Source organism: Streptomyces sp. NPDC031100 (assembly GCF_055570785.1).
Genome location: NZ_JBVIGN010000019.1, coordinates 1 through 22,935, shown reverse-complemented (window position 1 = coordinate 22,935; position 22,935 = coordinate 1). Strand labels below are relative to the sequence as shown.

23 protein-coding genes are annotated in these 22,935 nt (G+C 72.1%); 14 read left to right on the top strand and 9 right to left on the bottom strand.

All coding sequences use genetic code 11. From position 1 onward, the window contains the following. The first annotated feature begins 5 nt into the window (after positions 1–5). The 5 genes from ACZ5DS_RS38350 (at position 6) to ACZ5DS_RS38330 (ending at position 4,907) form a co-directional block, all read left to right on the top strand. Entirely contained in the window at positions 6–899 is an 894-nt protein-coding gene (locus tag ACZ5DS_RS38350) for a VOC family protein (protein WP_468248051.1), read from the top strand. Beyond that, complete coding sequence (locus ACZ5DS_RS38345; protein ID WP_468248049.1) at positions 887–1,387, top strand: flavin reductase family protein; 501 nt, start codon at positions 887–889, stop codon at positions 1,385–1,387. Before ACZ5DS_RS38350 ends, ACZ5DS_RS38345 begins: the two co-directional genes overlap by 13 nt. A gap of 55 nt (positions 1,388–1,442) precedes the next feature. Further along, positions 1,443–2,354, top strand: a complete 912-nt coding sequence (locus tag ACZ5DS_RS38340; RefSeq protein ID WP_468248047.1) for a MaoC/PaaZ C-terminal domain-containing protein — start codon at positions 1,443–1,445, stop codon at positions 2,352–2,354. A gap of 6 nt (positions 2,355–2,360) precedes the next feature. Next, on the top strand, positions 2,361–4,028 hold the full coding sequence (locus ACZ5DS_RS38335; RefSeq protein ID WP_468248045.1) for an FAD-dependent oxidoreductase: 1,668 nt from the start codon (positions 2,361–2,363) through the stop codon (positions 4,026–4,028). A 69-nt stretch (positions 4,029–4,097) separates the two neighbouring features. Continuing rightward, entirely contained in the window at positions 4,098–4,907 is an 810-nt protein-coding gene (locus tag ACZ5DS_RS38330; RefSeq protein WP_468248042.1) for an SDR family NAD(P)-dependent oxidoreductase, read from the top strand. Positions 4,908–4,972: 65 nt separating this feature from the next. On the opposite strand, the gene ACZ5DS_RS38325 is transcribed toward ACZ5DS_RS38330, so the two are convergent. The 3 genes from ACZ5DS_RS38325 to ACZ5DS_RS38315 are packed head-to-tail and all read right to left on the bottom strand — an operon-like array spanning position 4,973 to position 7,802. After that, positions 4,973–5,920, bottom strand: a complete 948-nt coding sequence (locus ACZ5DS_RS38325) for an alpha/beta hydrolase (protein WP_468248040.1) — start codon at positions 5,918–5,920, stop codon at positions 4,973–4,975. After that, the gene (locus ACZ5DS_RS38320; RefSeq protein WP_468248038.1) at positions 5,917–6,663 is read right to left on the bottom strand and encodes a glucose 1-dehydrogenase; all 747 of its coding nucleotides are present in this window, start codon (positions 6,661–6,663) and stop codon (positions 5,917–5,919) included. Before ACZ5DS_RS38320 ends, ACZ5DS_RS38325 begins: the two co-directional genes overlap by 4 nt. Then, the gene (locus tag ACZ5DS_RS38315) at positions 6,663–7,802 is read right to left on the bottom strand and encodes an LLM class flavin-dependent oxidoreductase (RefSeq protein ID WP_468248035.1); all 1,140 of its coding nucleotides are present in this window, start codon (positions 7,800–7,802) and stop codon (positions 6,663–6,665) included. Before ACZ5DS_RS38315 ends, ACZ5DS_RS38320 begins: the two co-directional genes overlap by 1 nt. A gap of 183 nt (positions 7,803–7,985) precedes the next feature. Between ACZ5DS_RS38315 and ACZ5DS_RS38310 the strand changes: the two genes are divergently transcribed. Both ACZ5DS_RS38310 and ACZ5DS_RS38305 read left to right on the top strand, forming a co-directional pair. Then, the gene (locus ACZ5DS_RS38310; RefSeq protein ID WP_468248033.1) at positions 7,986–8,753 is read left to right on the top strand and encodes a glucose 1-dehydrogenase; all 768 of its coding nucleotides are present in this window, start codon (positions 7,986–7,988) and stop codon (positions 8,751–8,753) included. Between the two features lie 439 nt (positions 8,754–9,192). Further along, positions 9,193–10,170, top strand: a complete 978-nt coding sequence (locus ACZ5DS_RS38305; protein WP_468248031.1) for a hypothetical protein — start codon at positions 9,193–9,195, stop codon at positions 10,168–10,170. Between the two features lie 6 nt (positions 10,171–10,176). On the opposite strand, the gene ACZ5DS_RS38300 is transcribed toward ACZ5DS_RS38305, so the two are convergent. Genes ACZ5DS_RS38300 through ACZ5DS_RS38280 form a run of 5 tightly spaced genes read right to left on the bottom strand, consistent with a single transcriptional unit; the run spans position 10,177 to position 14,731 of the window. Further along, positions 10,177–12,030: an ABC transporter ATP-binding protein gene (locus ACZ5DS_RS38300; RefSeq protein ID WP_468248028.1), complete on the bottom strand. Its 1,854-nt coding sequence runs from the start codon at positions 12,028–12,030 to the stop codon at positions 10,177–10,179. Continuing rightward, positions 12,027–12,464, bottom strand: a complete 438-nt coding sequence (locus tag ACZ5DS_RS38295) for a lasso peptide biosynthesis B2 protein (RefSeq protein WP_468248026.1) — start codon at positions 12,462–12,464, stop codon at positions 12,027–12,029. Before ACZ5DS_RS38295 ends, ACZ5DS_RS38300 begins: the two co-directional genes overlap by 4 nt. Continuing rightward, complete coding sequence (locus tag ACZ5DS_RS38290) at positions 12,461–12,715, bottom strand: lasso peptide biosynthesis PqqD family chaperone (protein ID WP_468248024.1); 255 nt, start codon at positions 12,713–12,715, stop codon at positions 12,461–12,463. The genes ACZ5DS_RS38295 and ACZ5DS_RS38290 overlap by 4 nt, the downstream gene beginning before the upstream one ends. 29 nt (positions 12,716–12,744) lie before the next feature. Further along, positions 12,745–14,595: a lasso peptide isopeptide bond-forming cyclase gene (locus ACZ5DS_RS38285; RefSeq protein ID WP_468248022.1), complete on the bottom strand. Its 1,851-nt coding sequence runs from the start codon at positions 14,593–14,595 to the stop codon at positions 12,745–12,747. A gap of 25 nt (positions 14,596–14,620) precedes the next feature. After that, positions 14,621–14,731 (bottom strand): keywimysin-related RiPP, encoded by a 111-nt coding sequence (locus ACZ5DS_RS38280; protein WP_107407388.1) that lies wholly within the window; start codon positions 14,729–14,731, stop codon positions 14,621–14,623. Positions 14,732–15,466: 735 nt separating this feature from the next. Between ACZ5DS_RS38280 and ACZ5DS_RS38275 the strand changes: the two genes are divergently transcribed. Together ACZ5DS_RS38275 and ACZ5DS_RS38270 are read left to right on the top strand one after the other, a co-directional pair. Beyond that, positions 15,467–16,072: a hypothetical protein gene (locus tag ACZ5DS_RS38275; protein WP_468248019.1), complete on the top strand. Its 606-nt coding sequence runs from the start codon at positions 15,467–15,469 to the stop codon at positions 16,070–16,072. 153 nt (positions 16,073–16,225) lie between these two features. After that, positions 16,226–16,681, top strand: a complete 456-nt coding sequence (locus ACZ5DS_RS38270) for an RpiB/LacA/LacB family sugar-phosphate isomerase (protein WP_468248016.1) — start codon at positions 16,226–16,228, stop codon at positions 16,679–16,681. A gap of 99 nt (positions 16,682–16,780) precedes the next feature. Here ACZ5DS_RS38270 and ACZ5DS_RS38265 read toward each other — a convergent pair whose 3' ends face one another. Further along, positions 16,781–17,146 carry a DUF6479 family protein gene (locus ACZ5DS_RS38265; protein ID WP_468248015.1) on the bottom strand — a complete coding sequence of 122 codons (366 nt, stop codon included), beginning with the start codon at positions 17,144–17,146 and terminating at the stop codon, positions 16,781–16,783. A 194-nt stretch (positions 17,147–17,340) separates the two neighbouring features. Between ACZ5DS_RS38265 and ACZ5DS_RS38260 the strand changes: the two genes are divergently transcribed. The 5 genes from ACZ5DS_RS38260 (at position 17,341) to ACZ5DS_RS38240 (ending at position 22,837) form a co-directional block, all read left to right on the top strand. Further along, positions 17,341–18,519, top strand: a complete 1,179-nt coding sequence (locus ACZ5DS_RS38260) for an acyl-CoA dehydrogenase family protein (RefSeq protein WP_468248013.1) — start codon at positions 17,341–17,343, stop codon at positions 18,517–18,519. A 106-nt stretch (positions 18,520–18,625) separates the two neighbouring features. Beyond that, positions 18,626–18,841 carry a hypothetical protein gene (locus ACZ5DS_RS38255; protein WP_468248010.1) on the top strand — a complete coding sequence of 72 codons (216 nt, stop codon included), beginning with the start codon at positions 18,626–18,628 and terminating at the stop codon, positions 18,839–18,841. 312 nt (positions 18,842–19,153) lie between these two features. Continuing rightward, positions 19,154–19,663 carry a hypothetical protein gene (locus ACZ5DS_RS38250; RefSeq protein ID WP_468248009.1) on the top strand — a complete coding sequence of 170 codons (510 nt, stop codon included), beginning with the start codon at positions 19,154–19,156 and terminating at the stop codon, positions 19,661–19,663. Beyond that, positions 19,660–20,508 (top strand): oxygenase MpaB family protein, encoded by an 849-nt coding sequence (locus ACZ5DS_RS38245; protein ID WP_468248008.1) that lies wholly within the window; start codon positions 19,660–19,662, stop codon positions 20,506–20,508. The genes ACZ5DS_RS38250 and ACZ5DS_RS38245 overlap by 4 nt, the downstream gene beginning before the upstream one ends. A gap of 121 nt (positions 20,509–20,629) precedes the next feature. Then, positions 20,630–22,837: a serine/threonine-protein kinase gene (locus ACZ5DS_RS38240; protein ID WP_468248007.1), complete on the top strand. Its 2,208-nt coding sequence runs from the start codon at positions 20,630–20,632 to the stop codon at positions 22,835–22,837. Positions 22,838–22,935: the final 98 nt, after the last annotated feature.

Genomic DNA, 22,935 nt, shown 5'->3' with positions numbered 1-22,935 from the left:
CCACCATGGACATCCGTGCTCTCGGCTACCTGCGCCTGGAGACCACCAAGCTCGACGACTGGCGCCGTTACGCACTCGACGTCCTCGGCATGGTGGAGGCCTCCGGCACCACCGAGGACACCCTCTGCCTGCGCATGGACGACCGCTCGTACCGCATCGCCGTCCACGCGGGCGAGAGCGACCGGCTGCTGGCGGCGGGCTGGGAGGTGGCGAACGCCGCCGCGCTCGCCCAGGCCGCCCAGGAGCTGGAGGCGGCGGGCTTCGCCGTCAAGCCCGCCGACGCCGCCGAACTCTCCGAGCGCCGCGTCCAGGGCCTGATCCACGTGTCGGACCCCTGCGGCAACCCGCTGGAGATCTACTGGGGCCAGGCACAGGACCACACCCCGCTCGGCACCCCGTACGGCAACCGCTTCGTCACCGGGGACCTCGGCCTCGGTCACGTCGTGCTGCCGGCGCCGGACATCGAGCCCGCGCTGGACTTCTACGAGAACCTGCTCGGCTTCCAGCTGCGCGACTCGATGAAGCTGCCGCCACAGGCCGTCCCGACCGCCAAGGAACAGCGGGACGTCCACTGGATGCACTTCCTGAGCCCCAACCGCCGCCACCACAGCCTGGGCCTGTACCCCGGGGCGCTGCCCCCCGGCATCGTGCACTTCATGGTGGAGCTGGAGACCCTCGACGACGTGGGCCGAGGCCTGGACCGCATGAACGCCGCGGGCATCCCGATCGCCTCCACCCTCGGCCGCCACACCAACGACCGCATGGTGTCGTTCTACGCCCAGGCGCCCGGCGGCTTCCAGGTCGAGTACGGCTGGGACGGCCTGCTCGTGGACCCCGCCACCTGGGTGGCCAAGGAGATCACCGCCGACAGTTTCTGGGGCCACCGGTGGAACGGCTGAACGGCCCCCGGATCGACGCGGCTGTCTTCCGGGACGTCCTCGGCCGCTTCGCCAGCGGCATCACCGTGGTGGCGGCACTCGACGGCGACGAGCCCGTCGGGTTCGCCTGCCAGTCCTTCGCCTCCCTCTCCCTCGACCCCCCGCTGGTCATGCTGAGCGTCGGCCGGACCTCCACCAGCTGGCCGAGGATCGAGCGGGCGGGCCGCTTCTGCGTCAACATCCTCGCCGAGGACCAGCAGGAGATCTGCGCGGCGCTCGGCGCCCGCGGCGGGCGGAAGTTCGCCGCCGTGCCCTGGCGCACCTCGCCGCACGGCACCGTGCTGATCGACGGAGCCCTGGCCACCGTGGACTGCCGCCTGGCGGACGTCCGCGAGGCCGGCGACCACTACATCGTCACCGGCGAAGTGGCCGACCTCGCCGCCCGGGAGAACGGGCGGCCGCTGCTCTACTTCCGCAGCGGCTACGCCACCGGCACGTTCGCGCCCTGAGGACGGCCGCGAGCCGAGCGCAGCCTCGAACCGACCGCAAAGGAACCCGCACCCCATGCCGATCGACGTCGAGAAGGCGACCTCCGCCCCGCCGGTGCGCGCCCCGGCCGTCTGGGACGACCGCGCGGTGCGGCTGTACCACCTGGCGCTGGGCGCGGGTGTCCCCGAGACCGATCCCGGTGAACTGCGCTACGTCTACGAAGGACACGAGCAGGGCCTGCAGGTGCTGCCCACGTTCGGCGTGGTGGCCGGCGGCACCGGGGGAGTGGGATTCCAGGTCTTCGCGATGCCGGGAGTGGACATCGACCTGGCCGCGGTGCTGCACGGCGGCCAGGAGATCGCCGTCCACCGCCCGCTGCCCGCCGCCGCCCGGGCGACCACCGTCACCCGGGTGCCCGCGGTGTACGACAAGGGCAAGGCCGCCGTCATCGTCCAGGAGTCGACCCTTCTCGGCGAGGACGGCGAGCCGCTCCTCACCCAGCGCAACCAGATCTTCGTCCACGGCGAGGGCGGATTCGGCGGGGACCGCGGTCCCTCCGAGCGCCTCCCCGCTCCGGACCGGGAGCCCGACCTGGTGCTGGAGGTCCCGACGCTCCGCCAACAGGCGCTGCTCTACCGGCTCGCCGGGGACTGGAACCCGCTGCACGCCGACCCCGCCACCGCCCGCCGCGCAGGCTACGACCGCCCCGTCCTGCACGGGCTGTGCTCCTTCGGCATGGCGGTCAGGGCCGTCACCGACCGCCTGCTGGGCGGGGACGCCACCCGCATCACGGGATGCCGCACGCGCTTCGCGGGCGTGTTCCACCCCGGTGAGACCCTGCGGCTGCGCATCTGGGCCGCGTCCGGCGAGGGCGAGGGCGGCGACACCTACCGGCTGACGGCCACGGCCGCCGAACGCGACGACGCACCGGTCCTCACCGACGCCCGAGTCACCACCCGAACCCGCCCGAACGATACGACGAGGTAGCACGCGATGAACGACACGAACAGGTGGGACCACACGTATGACGTGGTGGTGGTCGGCTCCGGGGCCGCCGGGATGGCCGCGGCCCTCACCGCCCGGCTGCGCGGACTGACCGCACTCGTAGTGGAGAAGACCGACGTCTACGGCGGCACGACCGCCCTGTCGGGCGGCGCGATCTGGGTGCCCAACAACTTCCACCTGGACGCCGCCGGGCTCGGCGACACCCCCGAGAAGGCTCGCGCCTACCTGCAAGCGACCGTCGGCGACCGCGTCGCCGCCGCCCGCAGGGACGCCTACATCGAGCACGGACCGCGGATGGTACGGGAGTTCCACGACCGCACGGACGTGAAGTTCGTCTACACCCCCGGCTATTCCGACTACTTTCCGGAGGCGCTCGGCGGCTTTCCGCAGGGCCGCTCGATCGAACCGCAGATCTTCGACTTCAAGAAGCTCCCGCCCGAGCAGCGTGCCACCATGCGCCGGGCCGGACTGCCCACCTACGGGCTCACCATCACCTCCCACGACTTCCGTCATCTGAACATGGTCGGGCGCACCTGGGCCGGCAGGCGGACCTCGGTCAAGGTCGGCGCCCGCGCGGTCAAGGCCCTGCTCTCCGGCCAGAAGCTGCTCTCCCTAGGCGAGGCGCTGATCGCCCGGATGCGGCACTCGCTGGACGCCCGTGGAGGCGAACTGTGGCTGTCGACGCCACTCACCGAGCTGGTGGAGGACCGCGGCCGGATCACCGGCATCCGGGTCCTCCGAGACGGCAGGCAGCTCGCGATCCGGGCGACCGGCGGCGTGGTCCTCGCCGCCGGCGGCTTCTCGCACAACCAGCACCTGCGGGAGAAGTACCTGCCGTCGCCGACCTCCGCCGAGTGGAGCGCCGCCCCCGAGGGCCAGACCGGCGACGCCCTGGAGCTGGGTGCGGCCGCCGGCGCCGCCGTAGACCTGATGGACAAGGTGTGGGGCGCACCGTCCGCGGTGCAGCCCGGGGGCAAGCCGTTCTTCCTCGTCGCCGACCGCGGCATCCCCGGCATGGTGATCGTCGACTCGGCGGGCGAGCGCTACGTCAACGAGGCCGCGCCGTACCACCAGTTCGTCGACGCCATGTACGCCCACGACAGGCCCGAGGCGACCACCGTACCGTCCTGGCTGATCCTCGATGCCACCTCCAAGGCCCGCTACCTCTTCATGGGCCTCTTTCCGGGCCAGGCGTTCCCCAAGCCGTGGCTGGAGAGCGGCTTCGTCAGGAAGGCGGGTTCCATCGAGGAGCTGGCCACGCGGATCGGCGCGCCGCCGGAGCGACTGCGCGCCACCGTGAACCGCTTCAACGGCTTCGCCCGCGCCGGCCGCGACGAGGACTTCCACCGCGGCGAGAGCGTCTACGACCGCTACTACGGCGACCCGACGCTGCCCAACCCCAACCTGGCGCCGCTGGAGAAGGGCCCCTACTACGCCGTCCCGGTGCACCCGGGCGACATCGGCACCAAGGGCGGTCTGGTCACCGATGCCACGGGCCGGGTGCTGCGGGAGGACGGGACGGCGATCGAGGGCCTGTACGCCTCCGGCAACGTCTCGGCCGCGGTCATGGGCGAGACCTACCCGGGGCCCGGCGCGACCATCGGGCCCGCCATGACCTTCAGCTGGCTCGCCGTCAACCACATCGCACGTGCGTGACCCCGCGGCACGTAGCAGTTCAAGGGAGTCCAAGAAAGTTCATGAGAGTTCATGAGAGGGAGAAGTCCCATGCAGCGCTTTGACGGACGGCGGGTTCTGGTCACGGGCGGCGGGTCCGGCATCGGCCGGGCGACCGTCCTGCGCATCCTGCAGGAGGGCGGCACGGTCGTGGCCGTCGACGTCTCGGAGCCCGGGCTGAAGGAGACGGCCGCCTCGGCCGCCGGCCACGCGGACCGGCTGCACACCCGGGCCGTGGACGTGGCGGACGAGTCCTCGGTGCGGGCGGGCGTCGCCGCCGCGGTGACGGATCTCGGCGGGCTGGACGCGCTGGTCAACTCGGCAGGCGTCCTGCGCTCTTCGCACACCCACGAGACCACGCTGGAGTTCTGGAACCGGATCGTCGGGGTGAACCTCACCGGCACCTTCCTGGTGACCCGCGAGGCCCTGCCCGCGCTGCTGGCCACGGGCAAGGGCGTGGTGGTCAACTTCAGCTCCACGTCGGCGTCGTTCGCCCACCCCTACATGGCGGCGTACGCGGCGACGAAGGGCGGCATCCAGTCCTTCACGCACGCCATCGCCCTGGAGTACAGCCGGCAGGGGCTGCGGGCGGTGTGCGTGGCGCCGGGCAGCATCTCCGGCGGGATGACCGACGGCTCCGCTGCCGACGGCCCGAACCGCGGCCCGGGCCTGCCCGAGGACACCGACTGGGACCTGTTGGCCAAGCTGCGGCCGGCCCTGGTGGGGGAGGGTTTCGCCGATCCGCGGACGGGCTTCGCCGACGCGGCTGCCGTGGCGGGCGTCGTCGCGATGCTGGCCTCCGAGGACGGCGCCTTCATCACGGGTACCGAGATCCGCATCGACGGTGGCACGCACATGTGACCTCACCGGACGCACGGGGGTCCCGGTCCGGCGCCGAGCCGGACCGGGACCTTCGTCATTCCCGCTCACCCGAGCGCGACTCGAAGGCCGCGTGCCGCCTCGGTGAGCGCTTGGTCGGCCTCCGGCAGCAGCCCACCGAGGCCGAGGAAGCCGTGGAACATCCCGGGCCACAGCCGCAACCGCGCCGCGGTGCCCGCCGCTTCGAGGCGCCGTGCGTAGCGGAGCGCGTCGTCGCGCAGCGGATCGCACTCGGGCAGCACCAGGACCGCCGGTGGCAGCCCGGCCAGATCGGGAGCGAGGCCGGGGGAGGCGTGCGGGTGCGAGCCGTCCCCACCAGGGCCCAGGTACTGCTCCCAGTACCAGCGCATGTGCGCCGTCGTGTGGAAGAAGCCCGTGCCGTACGTCGTGTACGAGAGGGTCTCCATCCGGTGGTCGAGGACCGGGTACGCCAGCAGTTGCGCCGCGATGCGCGGGCCGCCGCCGTCCCGTGCCATGAGGGCCACGGCCGCCGCCAGGTTGCCGCCGCTGCTGTCGCCCGCGACGGCCAGCCGGCCGGGATCGCAGCCCAGCCGGGCCGCGTGCGCGGACACCCAGGCGGTGACGGCGTACGCGTCCCGGGCCGCCGACGGGAAGCGGTGCTCCGGAGCGAGGCGGTAGTCCACCGAGACCACCACTGCGCCGGTGCGGAGGGCCAGTTCGCGGCAGAGGCCGTCATGGGTGTCCAGGTCGCACAGCACCCAGCCGCCGCCGTGGAAGAAGACCACCACCGGCAGCGGGGAACCGGAGTCCGCCACCGGCTCGTAGATCCGCACCGGCACGTCGGGCGCGCCCACCGGCCCGGGCACGGAGCGGTCGGTGACCCGGGGGAGCTCACGTACCGGCCGTGACCGGGCGCCGGCCTGGGCGGCCTGCCGGATCGCTGCCGGCTCGATCGGACCGACGGTGGGATCGGGGAAGCCCGCCGACAAGGCGTCGACGAGCTTCCGGGCGCGTGGGGTGAGGGGGTCGTTCACTTGGCCGTCAGCCCGCCGTCGACGGTGAACTCGGCGCCGGTGACGTAGGCCGAGGCGTCTGAGACCAGGTACAGCACCAGCTCCGCGACCTCCTCGGGGCGGCCCATCCGGCGCAGCGGCACGTTCGGCCAGTCGCGCTCCCCGGCGTCCGCGCCGAGCGCGCCCGCGACCATGGGGGTGTCGATCGCACCGGGGTGGACGGAGTTGACCCGGATGCCGTACCGGGCCAGGTCCAGGGCCGCTGACTTGGTGAGCCCGCGCAAGCCGAACTTCGTCGCTCCGTAGGAGGCGTGGCCGGGGATGCCGACCAGGCCGGCGGTGGAGGAGATGTTGACGATCGAACCGCCGTCGCCGGTGGCGCGCAAGGCCGGGACGACGGCCTGGATGCCCAGGAACGGGCCGACGAGGTTCACCTGGAGCAGCCGCCGCAGATTCTCCTCGGTGTCCTCCTCGATGGGGGCGGTGCGCCACAGCGCCGCGTTGTTGACCAGGGCGTCGATCCGGCCGAACGCCTCCAGGCCGGCTTGGACGACCTGCCGCCAGCCCGCCGCGTCGGTCACGTCGTGGGCGACGAACACCCCTTGGCCGCCGAGGTCCTTGACGACCGCGCGGCCCTCCTCCTCCCGCACGTCGGTGAGCACGACGCGTGCACCGTGCTCCACGAACAGCCGTGCCTCGGCTGCCCCTTGGCCACGGCCCGCTCCCGTGACGATGACGGTCCTGCCGTCGAGGCGCCGGGTCATCACCGGGCCTCCTTCTCGAGAGCGCGGAAGTGGGGGATGACCTTCTCGCCCCACTGCCGGATGGTCTCCATGCAGGCTTCCTGCGGCACGGTGCCCATCTGGATCAGGCACATGACCTCGTCGACACCGATCCGGCGCAGCTGCTCGACGTAGGCGATGGCGGTCTCGGCGGTGCCGTAGGCGTGCTGGGCGTTGAACTGTCCTGTGTCGACCGGCCGGACAGGGATGTCCGCCTCATGCAGCTTGGCGACCAGGACCTCGCGGTCCCGCTCCATGGCGGCCACGTGGGCTGCTGCCTCGACGTCTTCGCCGTATCCGGTGGGGGCAGGCCCGTTGCCGTACCAGTGGGCGATGGACTCGGCGAAGAACCGCTGTCCGCGCGTGCCGATCCGGTACGCCGCCTCGGCGTCGTCCAGCACGATGGTCGGGCACAGCGCGGAGAAGTGGTTGTTGACCTCGGTGGAGACGAACCGGTCGCCGTCGCGGGCGGCGATGGACTCGTCGTAGATCTTGCGCATCTCCCGCACGTCATCGGCCCCGGCGAAGCCCAGCACCAGGGCGCCGACGCCCAGTTCGGCGGCGAGCTTGAGTGTGTCGTGCTTGCTGCAGGCCATGAACAGCGGCGGGTGCGGGTCCTGGACCGGGCGGGGCAGGATCGCGCCCGGGCCGATGTCGATCGACCCGTGCCACTCGAACTGCTCCTTGCGCCAGGCGTTGCTGAAGATCCGCAGCGCCTCCTCCATCTGCGGGTAGGTGTCCTCGGGCCGGACCCCGTACATGGACATCTCCTGCCGGGTGGCGCCGCGGCCGGCACCGATGTCGACGCGGCCGCCGGACAGCACGTCGAGCATGGCGGCGCGTTCGGCGACCCGGACGGGGTGCTGGTAGCCGAAGGGCAGGGTGACCACGCCATGGCCGATGCGGATGCGGGAGGTCTTCGCCGCCACCCAGGTGAGGAAGACCTCCGAGGCGCTCATGTGCGCGTACTGGGTCAGCGCGTGGTGCTCCACCGCCCAGATCCGGTCGAAGCCCATCTCCTCGGCGAGGACGGCCTGTTCGACGCAGTCGTGGAGTATGCGGCGCTCCCGCTCGGGGGTGGGGTCGGCGATCTGCGCCTCGAAGATCATCGAAAACTTCACGGCGGGCTCCCTGGTCCGTATTTCGGTTAGAAATACTTCTAGCAGGAATACCTTGTGGGGAAAGGGGCCTCGCTCCCACTCAGTGGGAGAGCGGCGTTCCGTTCCGGGGTGGGGAAACGTACGGTCCTCCAGCCGACGCGCGCCGATTGCTCAGCGGCTGCAGGAGAAGGGAAGAGGACGTCGATGACGGATCTTCAGGGCAAGACGGTGCTCATCACCGGTGGGGCGCGGGGGCTCGGCGCGGAGGCCGGCCGGGTGGCCGTCGAAGCCGGCGCCCGGGTGGTGCTCGCCGATGTGCGGGAGGACGAAGGCCGGCTCACCGTCGAAAAGCTCGGGGACGCCGCCCGGTTCGTCCGGCACGACGTCACCTCCGAGCGGGACTGGCGACGGGTGGTGGCCTTCACGGTCGCCGAGTTCGGCAGAGTCGACGGGCTGGTCAACAACGCGGGCATCTCAGGCGGCTCCCACCTGCTCGAAGAGCAGTCGGTCGAGGAATTCCGCCGGGTGATCGACATCAACCTCACCGGTGTCTTCCTCGGCATGCGGACCGTGATCCCGCTGATGAAAGAGCGCGGAAGCGGCTCGATCGTCAACGTCTCCTCGGCGGCGGGCCTGATGGGTCTGCCCATGACCGCCGGGTACGGGGCAGCCAAGTGGGGAGTGCGCGGGCTCACCAAGGTGGGTGCGGTGGAGCTGGGCACGGCGAAGATCCGCGTCAACTCCGTGCACCCGGGCATGATCTACACCCCTATGACCGCCCACGTCGGCATCGAGCGGGGCGAGGGCAAGTACCCGAACACGCCCATGGGCCGCGTCGGCGAAGCCCCCGAGATCGCGGAAGCGGTCGCCTTTCTGCTCTCGGACGCCGCCTCGTACATCACCGGCGCCGAACTGGCCGTCGACGGCGGATGGACCACCGGCCCGACGGTCCCACGGCTCCTCGACCGGTGACCGATTGACCGCTGGGCCGTCCGCGCGCACTTCGATGCAGTCGAGCAGCACGGGGGGCGGCCCAATGAGATGGTGCCCTCCTCCGGAGAGGCGCCAGTGATACGCACCGGATGCTGGCCGAGCCGGGCCGCCGCTTCCGACATCCGCACGATCCCGGCCTCCGCCGAACGCGTTCGGACGGCCGAGACTGCCCGCCGCAAATCCACCGGCAAAGGCGAGAGCCAGGAGGCGGGCGACTCGGTGCGGTCCGAACGGGCTAGATGATGTACCAGCACGCCCCGGAGCCAGATTCGTTCGGCGAGGGAGCGGTACTCAAAACGCCGCCGGTCTCGGCTGCCGGCGGCCTACGCCGATCAGCCCGCTCCCACGCGACGCGGCCCGCGTGGCCGTGTTCCATGGCTGTGACGACGCGGACGGAGGACTTACGGAGGAGTCGGCGATGACTACAGGACACATGAAGTTCGGCGCGACCAACGATGCCGGGACGGACAAGACCGAGCTGCGGTCCTCGGCGCCCAGGGAGACGCTCGCCGTGACGGCCGCGGGCCAAATCGCGATCATGGCCGAGACGACCGCGACCGGGGTGTCCGCGGTCGGAGCGTTCGGCATCGCCCCGCAGGGACCGAACTGTGTGGGTCTGTGGGGTTACGCCGGCCACGGGCTGGTCGGGGGCAGCGACGAGGGAACCGGCACGGAGGGCTGGTCCAAGGGCCCCTTCGGTGTACGCGGCCTGACCACCCGCGACGGCCACGCTGTCACCGCGGTGTGCGGGGCGGCCACCGGCACGGACAACGTGGGCGTCCTCGGGGAGGCGAACGTCGGCACCGCCGCCATCGGGGTCTGGGGCAAAGCGGCCCAGGGGTACGCCGGGTACTTCAGCGGCCCGGTCTACGTCAGCGGCTACCTCTCCAAGGCCGGCGGCGGCTTCCAGATCGACCACCCCCTCGACCCGGAGAACCGCTACCTGCGCCATTCCTTCGTGGAGTCCGACCAGCAACTGAACGTCTACAGCGGTACGGCGGTGACGGACGCGGACGGCTCGGCCGTCGTCCCACTCCCCGAGTACTTCGAGGAGCTGAACGAGGACTTCCGCTACCAGCTGACGGTCATCGGCGCCTTCGCCCAGGCGATGGTCTCCGAAGAGGTTCGCGACAACCGCTTCACCATCGCCACCGACCGCCCCGAGACGAAGGTCTCCTGGCAGGTCACCGGCGTTCGCCGGGACCGCTTCGTACGGGCCAACCCCTTCACGGCGGAGGAGCCCAAGCCGGAGGAGGAGCGTGGTACGTATCTCCACCCCGAAGCCTGGGGCAAGCCTGTGGAGTCGGGGGCGGAGTACGCGCGCGAGCGGGCCCTGCGCGAGGCCCACGAGCGGCTCCCCCACCTCGACAAGGACAGCATGGCGGGCCCCGCGTAGAGCGTTTCAACCGTCCGTGGGCGCTCGGCTGCCGATTCCGGGCTCCCCGCCGGGCCGGAGCATCTGGCTCGCAGCCAGCTCGCGGTAGAGGTCACTGTCGGCGAGCAACTCCTCGTGGCGCCCGCCGGCGGCGATGCGGCCGTCCTGCAGCAGCACGATGTGGTCCGCGTGCTGCACGGTGGACAGCCGGTGGGCGATGACGAGCAGGGCGCACTCCTGGGCGACGTCCTTCATGACGGTGGTGAGCGCCGCTTCGTTGATCGCGTCGAGGTGGGAGGTGGGTTCGTCCAGCAGGAGCAGCGAGGGGCGGGCCAGCAACGCGCGGGCGAGGGCGACGCGTTGGCGTTCGCCGCCGGAGAGGTTGCCGCCACGTTCGCCGATGACAGCGGCCAGGCCGCCGGGCAGCCGGTCGACGACCTCGTCGAGCCGGGCGAGTTCGACGACGCGCCGGATCTCCGCCTCCGTGGCGTCGGGCACGGCGTAGGTGATGTTGTCGCGCAAGGTGCCGTGGACGACGTGGGTGTTCTGGTCGACGACGGCGATGCCCCGGCGGCATGCGTCATGGGTGAGTTCGGCCGCGGGCCGCCCATCGAAGAGCAGCGTGCCCGCGTCCGGCTCGTAGAACCTCGCCACCAGGGCGAACACCGTGCTCTTGCCGGCTCCGGACCGGCCTACCAGGGCCACCTGCCGACGTTGCGGGACGGCGAACGAAACGCCGTGGAGGACCGGCCGCTGCGGCTCGTAGCCGAAGCGGACGTCGTGCAGGGCGAGGACGGGCGGTTCGCGGGTGACGGGCGGCCCGGTCGGCCGCGGTGTGGGTGCGCGGTCTCCCGGGATCCGGGGCGCGGTGGGCTCCACAGGCAGGCAGAGTGCCTCGTCGATGCGCTGGTAGGCGCCCATCCCGCGCTGTACGAGGCCCACCGCACGGAAGACGGAGGACAGCGGCAGGACCAGGTACGAGGCGTACAGCAGGAACGCGACGAGATCACCGAGGGATCCGGCGTGGCCGCCCACGCGCAGGCCGCCGACGACCAGGACGACGAGGAAGGAGCCCTGGACGGCGAGTTCGACGGCGGAGCTCATCACGGAGGCGAGCTTCGCGGCGCGTACCCCGGCACCATAGGCGGCATCGACGCGGGCGCCGATGCCGGCCGCCTCGCGCTCCTCGGCGCGGTGCACACGGACCATCGACAGGGCACCGAGGGCGCGTTCCAGATCCGCGGCGATGGCACCCACCGAGTCCTGCATGCGTGCGGACGCGGATCGGATACCCGTGAGCAGCGAGGCGACGACCACGGCCGCCGCCGCCACGGTGACGGCGACCAGGAGCAGCAGCAGGGGGTCGAGCCACGCCATGAGGGCGATCGCTCCGGCGGCGACCAGGCTCCCCGTCACCAGATCGACCAGGGCCTGCGACACGACCTCCCGGAGCAAGGTGGTGTCGGCCGTCACCCGGGAGATGAGGTCGCCGCCCCGGTGGCGGTCGTACTCCCTCATCTCCAGCCGGAGCAGCCGTCCCACCAGCCCGTGACGGAGCTGCCGTACGACGCCTTCGCCCATCCGTTCCAGAAGGAAGCGCCCCGCGGCTCCCGTCGCCGCCTCGATGACGAACAGCGCGCCCAGGAGCCCCAGCAGCGGCCAGATGACCTGTCCTCGGGCGCTCGCGTCCACGACGTGCTTGGCGACGAGCGGCTGGGCCAGTCCCAGGGCGGAGCCGACGAGGGTCAGCACGGTGGCGACGGCGATGGCGCTCCGGTGCCCGGCGGTGAGCCGGTACATCGTGGCCACCGCCACCCGGGTGGACGTGTCACCCTCGGCGACCGGGGTCCGGCCGCCGTGCGCAGCCGGCGCGTCGGTCATCGGTCCGTCGGGCGTGGCAGCGGGTCGACGGCCACCAGCCGGGCGAAGTAGCCCTCCGGTAGACCCTCGCCGACCGGACGGCCGTCCGCCTCGATCCAGGCGTGCGCGGTGAAGGGCGGGACGACGCGCACCCCGGTGCACCAGGTCGGCCAGGTTCCGCCGAGCCGGCACAGCAGCGCAGCCCCCAGGGAGCGCGGCAGACACCCCTTCGGGCCGGCGCAGCGCAGGCTGGCAGCGCACATGGCGTCGCGCGCGTTCTGCGCCTGCGCGGTGGTGGCGGGTGCGGCACCGCGCCGCAGGAGGCCGAGGACGGTGCGGATGCGGCGGGGCGGCAGCAGGGCCAAGGCGACGGCGGGGAGCAGGACGAGGCGGGCACCCAGGCGTCGGGCCAGGGGCACACCGGTGGGCCGCTCCAGCGCGCTGGGCGTCGTCATGAGGCGAGCCCCGAGCTGCGCAGCTGCCGTACGAGCGCCTCGACGTCCTGCAGGGCCTGCGCCTCGTCGATGTCGAACTCCTGGACCAGGGCGGCGGCCGCGTCCGCCTCCTCGCCGCCGTCGAGCAGTGTCCGCACCACCAGGGTGGCGGTCGGGTTCAACTCCCAGTAGGTGCCTTCCCGTTCGTCCAGCAGCACGGTGCCGTAGTCGGTCTGGGCCGTGGAGACGCTGTCGCCGAACCGCAGGGGCATGTGAGGGCCTTTCTGATGCGGGGATGCGGTCAGGGGTGGGGGACACGGGTGCGGCTGCGGTCCAGTCCGCGCAGCCACACCTCGGCGGCGATCGTGGAGTACAGGATGGCGTCGGACAGCCCAGGGGAGGCGGGCCGCCGGGCGAGGCGGCGGAGCTCGGCGCCGTCCACCAGGCCCAGCTCCTCCAGCCGTGCGTCCTCCCACAGGGCCAGCAGGTCGGCGCGGTGGTCGCGCAGCCCGTTGGCGGCGTCCATGGCGGCCGAGGCCTTGTTGGCCCGCCGCAGGCAGTCCTCGGGCACGATCCCGCGCATCGCGGCGCTCAGCACGGGCTTGTACCGCCAGGGCGTGACGCGCTCGCCCGGACGTACGGCGAGACACGCCTCGATGACGCGGTCGTCGAGGAAGGGCGAGGCCATCGGCAGGCCGGCGCGGGCCGCCATCCGGTCCCACTGCCGGATGACACGGGTGCACGAGCGGATCTGCTCCAGGTCGGCGTGCAGCCCGCGGTCCGGATGCAGCGGAGAGGCTGTCGCCGCGGCACGGAGCAGCGCCCGGCGGGCCATCCGTTCGGCCTCGGGAGTCACCCAGCCGAACAGCCGGGGGGCCATGCCCCAGCCGAGACCCGTGGTGACGGACGGGGGCAACGGGCCACGCAGCCGGCCGGCGCTGTCGGCGAGCCACTTCCGGTACGGCCGGGAGTCGGCGAGAGCGCGGACCGTGCCGCCGAGCGGCCACTGCCACAGCGCCCGGAACCCACGCAACTGGCGCAGAGCGAACAGCGGACGGGTGCGCAGCAGTCGGTGGTAGTACGCCTCGGAGCACCAGGCCACGTGGTCGCCGCCGATGCCGGTCAGGTGCAACCGGCTGCCGCGCGCGGCGAGGCCGGGCAGGTGGTGCAGGACCCGGGAGCGGTCCATGACGCCGATGGTGGGCTCGTCGAGAAGGTCGTCGATACCGAGCAGGTCCTCGTAAACGAGCGGCGAGGCGTCGGCGTCCCAGACCACGTGCTCGACATCCGGGAGGTACCCCATCGCCCGCTCGGCCCAGGACAGGTCGCTGTCCGCCGGATCGCGCCCCGGCCACGTACTGGCCACCACGCGGGCGGGGGAGCGGTCGGCGAGGAAGCAGACGGAGGTCGAGTCCAGGCCGCCGGACAGGTCGCAGCTCACCACTCCGCCCCGACGGGTGCGCGCGCCGACGGCCTCCTCCAGCGCCTGCCGGATCAGGGGTGCCGCTTCGGCGAGCGGCCGGACCGGCTCCGGCGGCGTCCACCACCGTGTGTGCCGTACGGTACATCCGTCCGCGGCGACGACCACGGCGTCCTGCGGAGCAACGGCGGTGACGGCACGCCACATCGACGTCTCGAACAGCGGATACGGGGCGGGCCACAGCAGCCTTACGGCCAGCTCCTCCACGTCGGGGTCGAGGCCCAGGACGGCGGCGAGCGTGTCGGCTCGGGTCGCGGCCACCCGCACACCGTCGATCTCCGCGTGGAAGACGAGTCGCAGTCCGGAGGCGGTGCCCTGGACCCGGACCTGCCCGTCGAGGGCACCGACGAGGTGGAAACTGCCGGGGAGGGATGGGGCCAGGGCGTCGAGCTCCGCGAGATCACGCAGCCGTGCGACCCGGCGCCGCAGGTCGTCGGCGTCGATCGGACAGCAGCCGACGACGGCGACGCGGGCGCCCCCGGCGTCAGCCGTGAGGACGTCCTCGTCGTGCCAGTGGCCGACCAGCCAGGGCCGGCCCGACGCATGCGCGAGGGTCCGGCTTCCGGGGCGGGCGAAGGAGCGGGCCACGGCGGCCGCGTCCGCGCGGTCCGGGAAGACCGCGAAGTGCGCGTCGCCGGGGCCCGTCCCCGCACTCTCGTGCAGTTCAGTCATGACGTCGGTCAGGGACCGTCGATCGTCAGTTCTTGCTCAGGATCAGTCGGTCGTTGCCGTGGCGCTGCAGGAGCCCCGTCTCCTTCCGGAACGTACCGAGCCGGACGAGCGTCGGCGCCTCGTAGGCCTTCTTCATGACTACTCCTCACATGCGGGTTTCCCGACCACTTCCCCTGACCTACGGCCATGGCTCGTCGGGAGCCTGGGCCAGGAAGTGGCCGCAGCACCTAGCTAGCTGCAGAGCGTGAGACCAAGGCAAGAGCATGGGTGAAGGTCGGATAATAGGCACAATCTGACCTGCTTGGGTTGTGCGCCCCGTCGCGTTTTGACTGTTGTCAGCACAGCATGGTCTGCGACCCGGGTGGGCGCACGCTCGAATGAACGATTTGACGTGCCGCCCGCCAGCTGCTCGCCGCACCTGTCGGACGCCCCTGTCGACGACTGCGGGTGGGAGCCGCCGGGCGCGCTCCGTGCCCGTGAGCGTGCTCCCTTTCCTGTCGCTCCCCCTCCGAAGCTTTCCGCGGACATGTCACCGGCAGGCATCTCGCCTCTGACGGCCGCTCAGCACCTTGCGCACCTGTGCACTGCCGAACGGGTGACGATTTATCAGATAATCAGTCTGAGGGCTGGCGTCTGCGTAACTTTCCTTCTCCCTATGGAATTTGATGCGGATTCGAATGGGCGGGCGGGCGCGCCTGGTCCCTCGTTCGGCCCCCTGGAGGCAGCCTTCCGATATGCGAGATATGGCGACTCTGAGGATGGTTGGTACGTCGAGTCTCGCGTCGGCTGCCCCGGCCGGCCCCTCTTAGACGGGAGAAGTTGCATGCGGCAGACCCGGTCCACCGCTGTCACTGCGGCCGCCGTGGCCGTCGTGGCCCTGGCCGCGGGCGGCATCACCTACGCTTCGGCCGCCTCCGCGCCGGACGCCCAGGCGCCCGCCGCCCCGCAAACGGATACTCCCAACCCGTCTTTCCCCGGTGCCGGCGGCGGTTCTGGAACCGGAGCCGGAATCGGTGGCGGAACCGCTACCGGACCCGGAGCCGGAGCCGGAATCGGCGGCGGTACCGGCACCGGAACCGGAATCATCGGCGGAACCGGTGTCGCCGGTACCGGTACCGGTATCCCCGGAAAGGGCAACGAGGGCGTCGTGGGCATCGCCGGTGTTGCCGGCACTGCGGGCAACGGCAATTTCGGCAACGCGCACCACGAGAGGGGCCACGAAGAGGAGGAGGGACGGATCCAGATCAACGAGCGGACATACTCCAGCCACCCGGGCGACTGCATCACCGTGGTCCTCCTGAGCGCCACGAGCTTGAACATCCGCAACGACAGCCGCCAGGCCGTCGACGTGTTCGACGGACCCGTCTGCGACAGCGGTGTTCCCCTCGCCACGGTAGGGCCCCACAGGGACGCCTTCGGCGTGACACCTACGGGCATTTTGGCCAGTTTCCGGGTGGTCGACCACCACCGCTGGTGATCGACCACCACTGGGTCCGCAGTTCGTGGGCGCGACCAGGCATGTCAGGGCCGCGGCGGCGAAGAGCACGGCCCTCGGGCGGCGGAGTCGCCTTCCGGACCTGGTTGTGGCCGGGACACCGCAGAACGGGCCTGACCCGCTACGCTCCGAAGTATGCGGATCTCCGTCTCCTCCGACATGGACGAACCCGTGGCCCGGCTGCTCGTCGAGGAGCTGCGGCGGCGAGGTCACGAGGTGCGTGCGTACGGCGCGCTGCGGGCCGGTGACGATCCGCAGTGGGCGGTCTGCTCGGAGGCGGCCGCCCGGGACGTGGCCGAGAACGAGGCCGATCAGGCGGTGGTGTGCTGCTGGACCGGCACCGGCGCCTCCATCGCCGCGAACAAGGTGCCGGGCGTCCGCGCGGCCCTGTGCACGGACGCCGGCACGGCCGAGGGGGCGCGGCGCTGGAACGACGCCAACGTCCTGGCGCTGAGCCTGCGGCTCACCTCCGGACCGCTGCTGACGGAGATCCTCGACGCATGGTTCGCGGCCGAGCCGAGCCGGGACCCGGAGGACGTGCAGAACGTGGCCCGCGTCGGCCGCCTCGACGCCGCCAGGAAGCTCTCCTAGATGCGCTCGGCGACCCGGCGCGGGCCAGGTCCGGTCGTTCGCTCGCCGTGGTCTGTCCGGTGTTCGGTGTTCGTGTGCTGATCGGTGTACGGCCGGATCTCAGTGGGCACCCAGTCCGCCGCCGCCGAACGAGCCGCTCGACCCCTTGCTCCAGCGCAGCCGTTCCTTCTTGGCACTCGGCCGGGTGTGCATGTTGGTCAGCTCGTACGGGGTGAGCGGGCGACTGCCCTTGGGAATGTGCGGGATCTCCTCGGGTTCCCTGTTCTCCCGGATCTCGTGCACCGCGCCGTCCGGTGGCAGGTGCGGCTGCTCCTCGGGGCGCGGCCGAGGGGGTTCGCGGTACTTGATGCGGGAGTTCATCCAGAAGCCGCCGGCGAGCAGTGCCAGGACGCCCACGGCCACCAGGAAGAGCACAAGGCTCATCAGGCCGCTAGCAGCGGCCAGCTGCATCTGTGCGGTACTCATGGCACATGAATACCCCACCCAGACCAGGACGAACCAGACAGGGGAGATCGGGAAACCCTGGGTGACCACTCACCTGCGGACGGTGGCGCAATAGCGGGATTTTTTCCGTGCCCGTAGACGCGCCATTCCCTATTTCTGAAACACGTTCTACGGTGTGCGCCGTCAGGACCGCCCTTGGGGACCCTGGAGGCGCCGTGCACCTCGACCACACGCCCGAGCAGCAGCGACTGCGCAGCGAACTGCGTGCCTACTTCGCCGAGCTGGTGCCCGACAACGCCTACGCCCGGTACGCCGACCCGGCCGCGCAGAAGCGGTTCTACCGCGAGACCGTCCGGCGGCTCGGCTCGGACGGCTGGCTCGGGGTGGGCTGGCCGAAGGAGTACGGCGGGCGCGGCATGACGGCGATGGAGCAGTTCATCTTCTTCGACGAGGCCGCGCAGGCCGGCGTACCGCTGCCGCTGATGGCGCTGAACACGGTCGGCCCGACCCTCATGCGGTTCGGCACCGAGGAGCAGAAGGCGTACTTCCTGCCCCGCATCCTCTCCGGCGAGATCGACTTCGCCATCGGCTACAGCGAGCCCGACGCCGGCACCGACCTCGCGTCCCTGAAGACACGTGCCGTACGGGACGGCGACCAGTACGTCGTGAACGGGCAGAAGATCTGGACCACGAACGGCGACACCGCGGACTGGGTGTGGCTGGCCGTGCGCACGGACCCCGGGGCCCCGCCCCACAAGGGCATCACCATGCTCCTGGTGCCGACCTCCGACCCCGGCTACTCCTGCACCGTCATCAACACCCTCGCCTCGCACGACACCACGGCCAGCTACTACGAGGACATCCGTGTCCCCGTCACCCGCCGGGTCGGCGAGGAGAACCAGGGCTGGCGGCTGATCACCAACCAGCTCAACCACGAACGCGTCACCCTGGCCGCCCACGGCACCATGGCCATCCGCGCCCTGCACGACGTGCAGCGCTGGGCGATGGAGACCAAGCTGGCCGACGGCCGCCGGGTCATCGACCTGCCCTGGGTGCGCCGCCTGCTCGCCCGGACCCACACCCGCCTCGACGCGATGAAGCTGCTCAACTGGCAGATGGTCACGGCCGTCCAGGAGGGCACGCTCACCCCGCAGGACGCCTCCGCCGTCAAGGTCTACGGCTCCGAGGCCCGCCGGGACGCCTACGCCTGGCTGATGGAGGCCGTCGCCGCCGCCGGCCCGCTCAAGGAGGGCTCCGCGGGCGCCGTCCTGCACGGCGAACTGGAGCGCGGCTACCGCTCGGCGGTGATCTTCACCTTCGGCGGCGGCAACAACGAGATCCAGCGCGAGATCATCTCGTGGATCGGGCTGGGGATGCCGCGCGTACGGCGGTGACCCTCCGCGACGACGATTCGGTGGCACAGGAACGGCGAGTCCGCATACGTAGGCGCTGTACGACACCTTGGCGGCCGCATCCGGCAGGAACGACTCGCTCGACGACGTGAGGTCCGCCGCGCTCGACCACGTCCACCGGCTCGTCGACCTTCTGGAACGTCAGCGGACCGGGTTCCGGCGGTTCATGGGACACGAGCACCGGCGATTCAGGGCGACGGGCGCGGCGACCCGGGCCGAGATCGACGAGCGGCTCGCGGGCTGCGCGGACGAGGAGGGCAGGGCCGCGATCCTGAGCCGCCAGATCAAGAGGAATGCCCGATGAACCCCGCCGCCCGGCTGATGCGCGCGCTGACCGACCCAGAGTTCACAGTCGAAGCAAGGGACAGGCGCCCGGTCCGCTTCGCGGTCGAGGACGCGGCCAGGGAACGGCGGCCGCGTTATACGCCCGACGCGTGCCGCCGGATGTTCCAGGCACTCGTCGAGTTGATGTGGGCCCCATCGTCGCCGACGAGATCGCCGTCATCGCCGGCCTCACCCCGGCCGACCAGGCGCTGCTGTTCGAGACGACCGGAACCACAGGTTTGTCTCGCCGCTCGCGGACGCGTGGCGCAGGTCGGCCGACAACGCCGCCTACGTGGCGTTCGCCCGCCGCGCGCTGGAAGCGGCGGCCGACCGCACCGACGCGATCCGGGCCGGCGAGATCCCCTATCGGGCGGACAAGGCGTTCACGGACCGGGAGATCACCTCACTCGGACAGGCCCTGCGGGTGGCGCTGCTGCGCGACGAGCCCTGGCTGCCGGAGCTGTTCGAGCGGCTGCTGCCGGGCGTCGCCCTCGCCCCGACGACCGCGAAGACGCTTCCCTCGCAGGCCCTGCTGTACGAGGTGGTCCGCGCCGCACAGGACTTCCCGACGCCCGAGCTGGTGACCGCGATCCGCACCGTGCGCCGGACCGTCCGGCCAGGTCGAGGACCTCGACGAAGTCGTGGATCTCACCGTCGATCCGGACCTCGTCTTCATCAAGCTCGTCGCCCTCGTCGGCGGCTGAGGGACCGGCACTTCTCAGCCGAGAAGACGAAGGAGAAGCGGTATCGCTCCGCTCCGCGGCCGTGGCATCGTGGTCGCAGGGCGGAGGTGACCCCATGACCGATGCCGACCCGGGGCTGTTCGGCCCCTCCTCGGTGACCTGGCAGATGCACGGCGACCCGATGATGTGGGTCGCCGGCGTCCGTGCGCTCTACCTCCAGGCCCTGCACCCCCGTGCCGTCCGGGGCGTCCTGCAGAACTCCGACTTCCGCCGCGACGCCTGGGGCCGGCTGCTGCGCACCGCGAACTTCGTCGGCACGACGACGTACGGCACCGCCGAGTCGGCCGAGCGGGCGGGGGCCCGGGTGCGGAGGATCCACCGGCTGCTGACCGCGACCGACCCGGACACCGGAGAGCGCTACGGCATCGACGAACCCGAGCTGCTGCTGTGGGTGCACTGCGCGGAGATCGACTCCTACCTGCACGTTCTGCGCCGCTCCGGCTTCCCCCTCACCGACGCCCAGGCCGACCGGTATCTCGCCGAACACCGCGTCAGCGCCCGCCTGGTGGGCCTCGACCTGGACGCCGTACCGGCCGACCGGGGGGCGATGGACGCGTACTTCGAGAAGGTCCGGCCGGAGCTGGCCGCCGGGCCCGAGGCACGCGCGGTGGACGACTTCCTGCTCCGCCCGCCGACGCATCCCCTCCTGGTCCCGGCGCGCGAGGTGCTGTGGCGGCGCGTGGCGCAGCTGGCGTACGCCTCCCTGCCTCCGTACGCCCACGAGCTGTACGGCAGACCGGCCCCCGCACCCGCCGTCGTCACCCGCCGGCTGCGGGCCACGGGTGCCGTGCTGCGCCGCATTCCCGCACGTCTGCGCTGGCAGCTGCCGCCCAAACACATCCTGCGGGCCATGGCGAGGCTCGGTCCGGGCGCACGACCGGCACCGTACAAACTGGGGCGATAGACCGCCATACTGGACGAGCAGGGGGGTGTGTCACGGATCGGGCCGCGTTCCGCGCGACCGCGCCACCGTGGCCGGGTCCCCCGGGGGGCGAGGCGGACGGCGACGGGGGCGACGGCGCGCTATGGGGGAGAACAGGCTGATTCAGAGCCGGTACCGGCTGCTCGACCTGATCGGGCGGGGCGGGATGGGCGAGGTGTGGCGGGCCCGCGACGAGTCGCTCGGGCGGCAGGTGGCCGTCAAGTGCCTCAAGCCGCTCGGCCCGCACCACGACCCGTCCTTCACCCGCGTCGTGCGGGAACGGTTCCGCCGGGAGGCCAGAGTGGCCGCCGCGCTCTCGCACCGGGGCGTGACCGTCGTCCACGACTTCGGCGAGGACGACGGCGTCCTCTACCTGGTCATGGAGCTGCTGGACGGACGCGACCTGAGCCGGCTCCTGGAGGACAACAAGGGGCATCCGCTGCCCGTGGAGGACGTGGTCGACATCGCGGAACAGGTCGCCGCCGCCCTCGCCTACACCCACCGACAGGGCATCGTGCACCGCGACCTGAAGCCCGCCAACATCGTGCGGCTGACCGATGGCACGGTGAAGATCTGCGACTTCGGCATAGCCCGCCTCGGCCACGACATAGGCTTCACCGCCCGGCTGACCGGCACCGGCATCGCCATGGGCACCCCGCACTACATGTCCCCTGAGCAGATCGGCGGCACCGAGGTCGACCAGCGCAGCGACCTGTACTCCCTGGGCTGCGTCCTGTACGAGATCGCCACCGGGGCACCGCCGTTCGACCTGGACGACGCCTGGGCGATCCTCATCGGCCACCGCGACACCCCGCCCCGCCCGCCGCGCACCCACCGCCCGGACCTGCCCGCCCACCTCGAGCGGATCGTCCTCGACCTGCTGGCCAAGCGTCCCGAAGAACGGCCGTACGATGCCCGCGAGGTGGGGCATCGCCTGGCCGCGGGGCGCAGGGCACCGGCGTACGTGCCGACCGTCGTGACGGCGCGGCCGCAGACCGCGGGGACGGTCCCGCAGGACACCCGCCTTCCGGCATGGACCCGGGGCATGACCACCGGCCACAAGGCGGTCGGCTCCGCACTGCGCACCGTAGCGCCGGACCCCGGGGCGGCCCTCACCGGCGCCTGGACCGTCGGCGCCCCGGTGGCCCTCCTGTCCCGGCCGTCTCCCGACGCCGTCGCCGCCCTTGCAGCACGGCACCACGAGGGCCTCGCCCTGGCCCGGCGCGGCCGCTGGGCCGAGGCGCGCGAGGTCCATCTCGCCGTCGCCGCCGAACGAGCGGGCCTCCTCGGCCCCGACCATCCCGACACCCTCGCCAGCCGCTACGAGGCCGCCTTCACCCTCAGCCGCACCGGCCGGGCCGCCGACGCACTGCGCGCCTACACCGGCGTCGCCGAGGCCAGAGCACGTGTCCTCGGCCCCGACCACCCCGACACGCTGGCCGCCCGCCAGGAAACGGCCTACGTACTGGGGCAGTTGGGCCGCCACTTCGAGGCCCACCAGGCCTACACCGCGGTACTGGCCGCCCGGATGCGCAGCATGGGCCCCGACCACCTCGACACCCTGCGCTGTCGCCACAACCTCGCCTTCAACCTCAGCCGGCTCGGCCGCCTGGAGGACTCGTACCGCATGGCCCTCGACGTGGCCGCCGCCCGCGCCCGGGTGCTCGGCCCCGACCACCCCGACACCCTGGTCACCCACTACGAAGTCGCCTACGCGCTCGGCCAGTTGGGGCGCTGGGAGGAGGCGCTGCGCAGCTACCGCGAGGTCGCCGAGGCCCGCGCCCGGACCCTCGGCCCGGACCACCCCGACACGCTCGCCGCCCGCTACGAGGCCGGCATCAGCCTCGGCCGCCTCGGCCGCAGCGCGGACGCCCTGCTCCTCTACCGCGACCTGATCGAGGACCGCACCCGCGCCCAGGGCGCCGCCCACCCCGAGACCCTGCGCGCCCGCCACGGCCTCGGCGTCAACCTCGGCCGCCTCGGCCGCTGGGAGGAGGCCCTCGCCGAGGCCCGCGACGTGTGCGCGCTGCGCCGGCGGGTCCTCGGCCCCGACCACCCGGACACCCTGGTCAGCCGCCGCGAGGTCGCCGTCGCCCTGGGCTGGCTGGGCCGCTGGACGGACGCGCTCACGGAGTACCGGCGGGTGGCGAGCGCGCGTGAGCAGGTTCTGGGCCTGGACCACCCGGACACCCTCGCCAGCCGCAACGACGAGGCCCACTGCCTGGAACAGCTCGGCCGCGGCGCCGAGGCCGTGGAGCTGTACCGCAGGGTCGCCGTCCTGAGCCGGCAGCGGGCGTCCGGCGGACACTGATCCCTGAGAGCCTGTGTCATATCCCCGGCCGGGCGCGCGGCGTCTGGCACGCACTCCCCCACTGCCTTAAGGGCGTGGGGGGACCCCCAGCCGCGTTG

Coding starts and splice junctions, on each gene's coding strand:
- ACZ5DS_RS38350 (WP_468248051.1), top strand. CDS start 6: ATGGACATCCGTGCTCTCGGCTACCTGCGCCTGGAGACCACCAAGCTC.
- ACZ5DS_RS38340 (WP_468248047.1), top strand. CDS start 1,443: ATGCCGATCGACGTCGAGAAGGCGACCTCCGCCCCGCCGGTGCGCGCC.
- ACZ5DS_RS38335 (WP_468248045.1), top strand. CDS start 2,361: ATGAACGACACGAACAGGTGGGACCACACGTATGACGTGGTGGTGGTC.
- ACZ5DS_RS38330 (WP_468248042.1), top strand. CDS start 4,098: ATGCAGCGCTTTGACGGACGGCGGGTTCTGGTCACGGGCGGCGGGTCC.
- ACZ5DS_RS38320 (WP_468248038.1), bottom strand. CDS start 6,663: ATGACCCGGCGCCTCGACGGCAGGACCGTCATCGTCACGGGAGCGGGC.
- ACZ5DS_RS38310 (WP_468248033.1), top strand. CDS start 7,986: ATGACGGATCTTCAGGGCAAGACGGTGCTCATCACCGGTGGGGCGCGG.
- ACZ5DS_RS38305 (WP_468248031.1), top strand. CDS start 9,193: ATGACTACAGGACACATGAAGTTCGGCGCGACCAACGATGCCGGGACG.
- ACZ5DS_RS38300 (WP_468248028.1), bottom strand. CDS start 12,030: ATGACCGACGCGCCGGCTGCGCACGGCGGCCGGACCCCGGTCGCCGAG.
- ACZ5DS_RS38295 (WP_468248026.1), bottom strand. CDS start 12,464: ATGACGACGCCCAGCGCGCTGGAGCGGCCCACCGGTGTGCCCCTGGCC.
- ACZ5DS_RS38290 (WP_468248024.1), bottom strand. CDS start 12,715: ATGCCCCTGCGGTTCGGCGACAGCGTCTCCACGGCCCAGACCGACTAC.
- ACZ5DS_RS38285 (WP_468248022.1), bottom strand. CDS start 14,595: ATGACTGAACTGCACGAGAGTGCGGGGACGGGCCCCGGCGACGCGCAC.
- ACZ5DS_RS38280 (WP_107407388.1), bottom strand. CDS start 14,731: ATGAAGAAGGCCTACGAGGCGCCGACGCTCGTCCGGCTCGGTACGTTC.
- ACZ5DS_RS38270 (WP_468248016.1), top strand. CDS start 16,226: ATGCGGATCTCCGTCTCCTCCGACATGGACGAACCCGTGGCCCGGCTG.
- ACZ5DS_RS38265 (WP_468248015.1), bottom strand. CDS start 17,146: ATGAGTACCGCACAGATGCAGCTGGCCGCTGCTAGCGGCCTGATGAGC.
- ACZ5DS_RS38245 (WP_468248008.1), top strand. CDS start 19,660: ATGACCGATGCCGACCCGGGGCTGTTCGGCCCCTCCTCGGTGACCTGG.
- ACZ5DS_RS38240 (WP_468248007.1), top strand. CDS start 20,630: ATGGGGGAGAACAGGCTGATTCAGAGCCGGTACCGGCTGCTCGACCTG.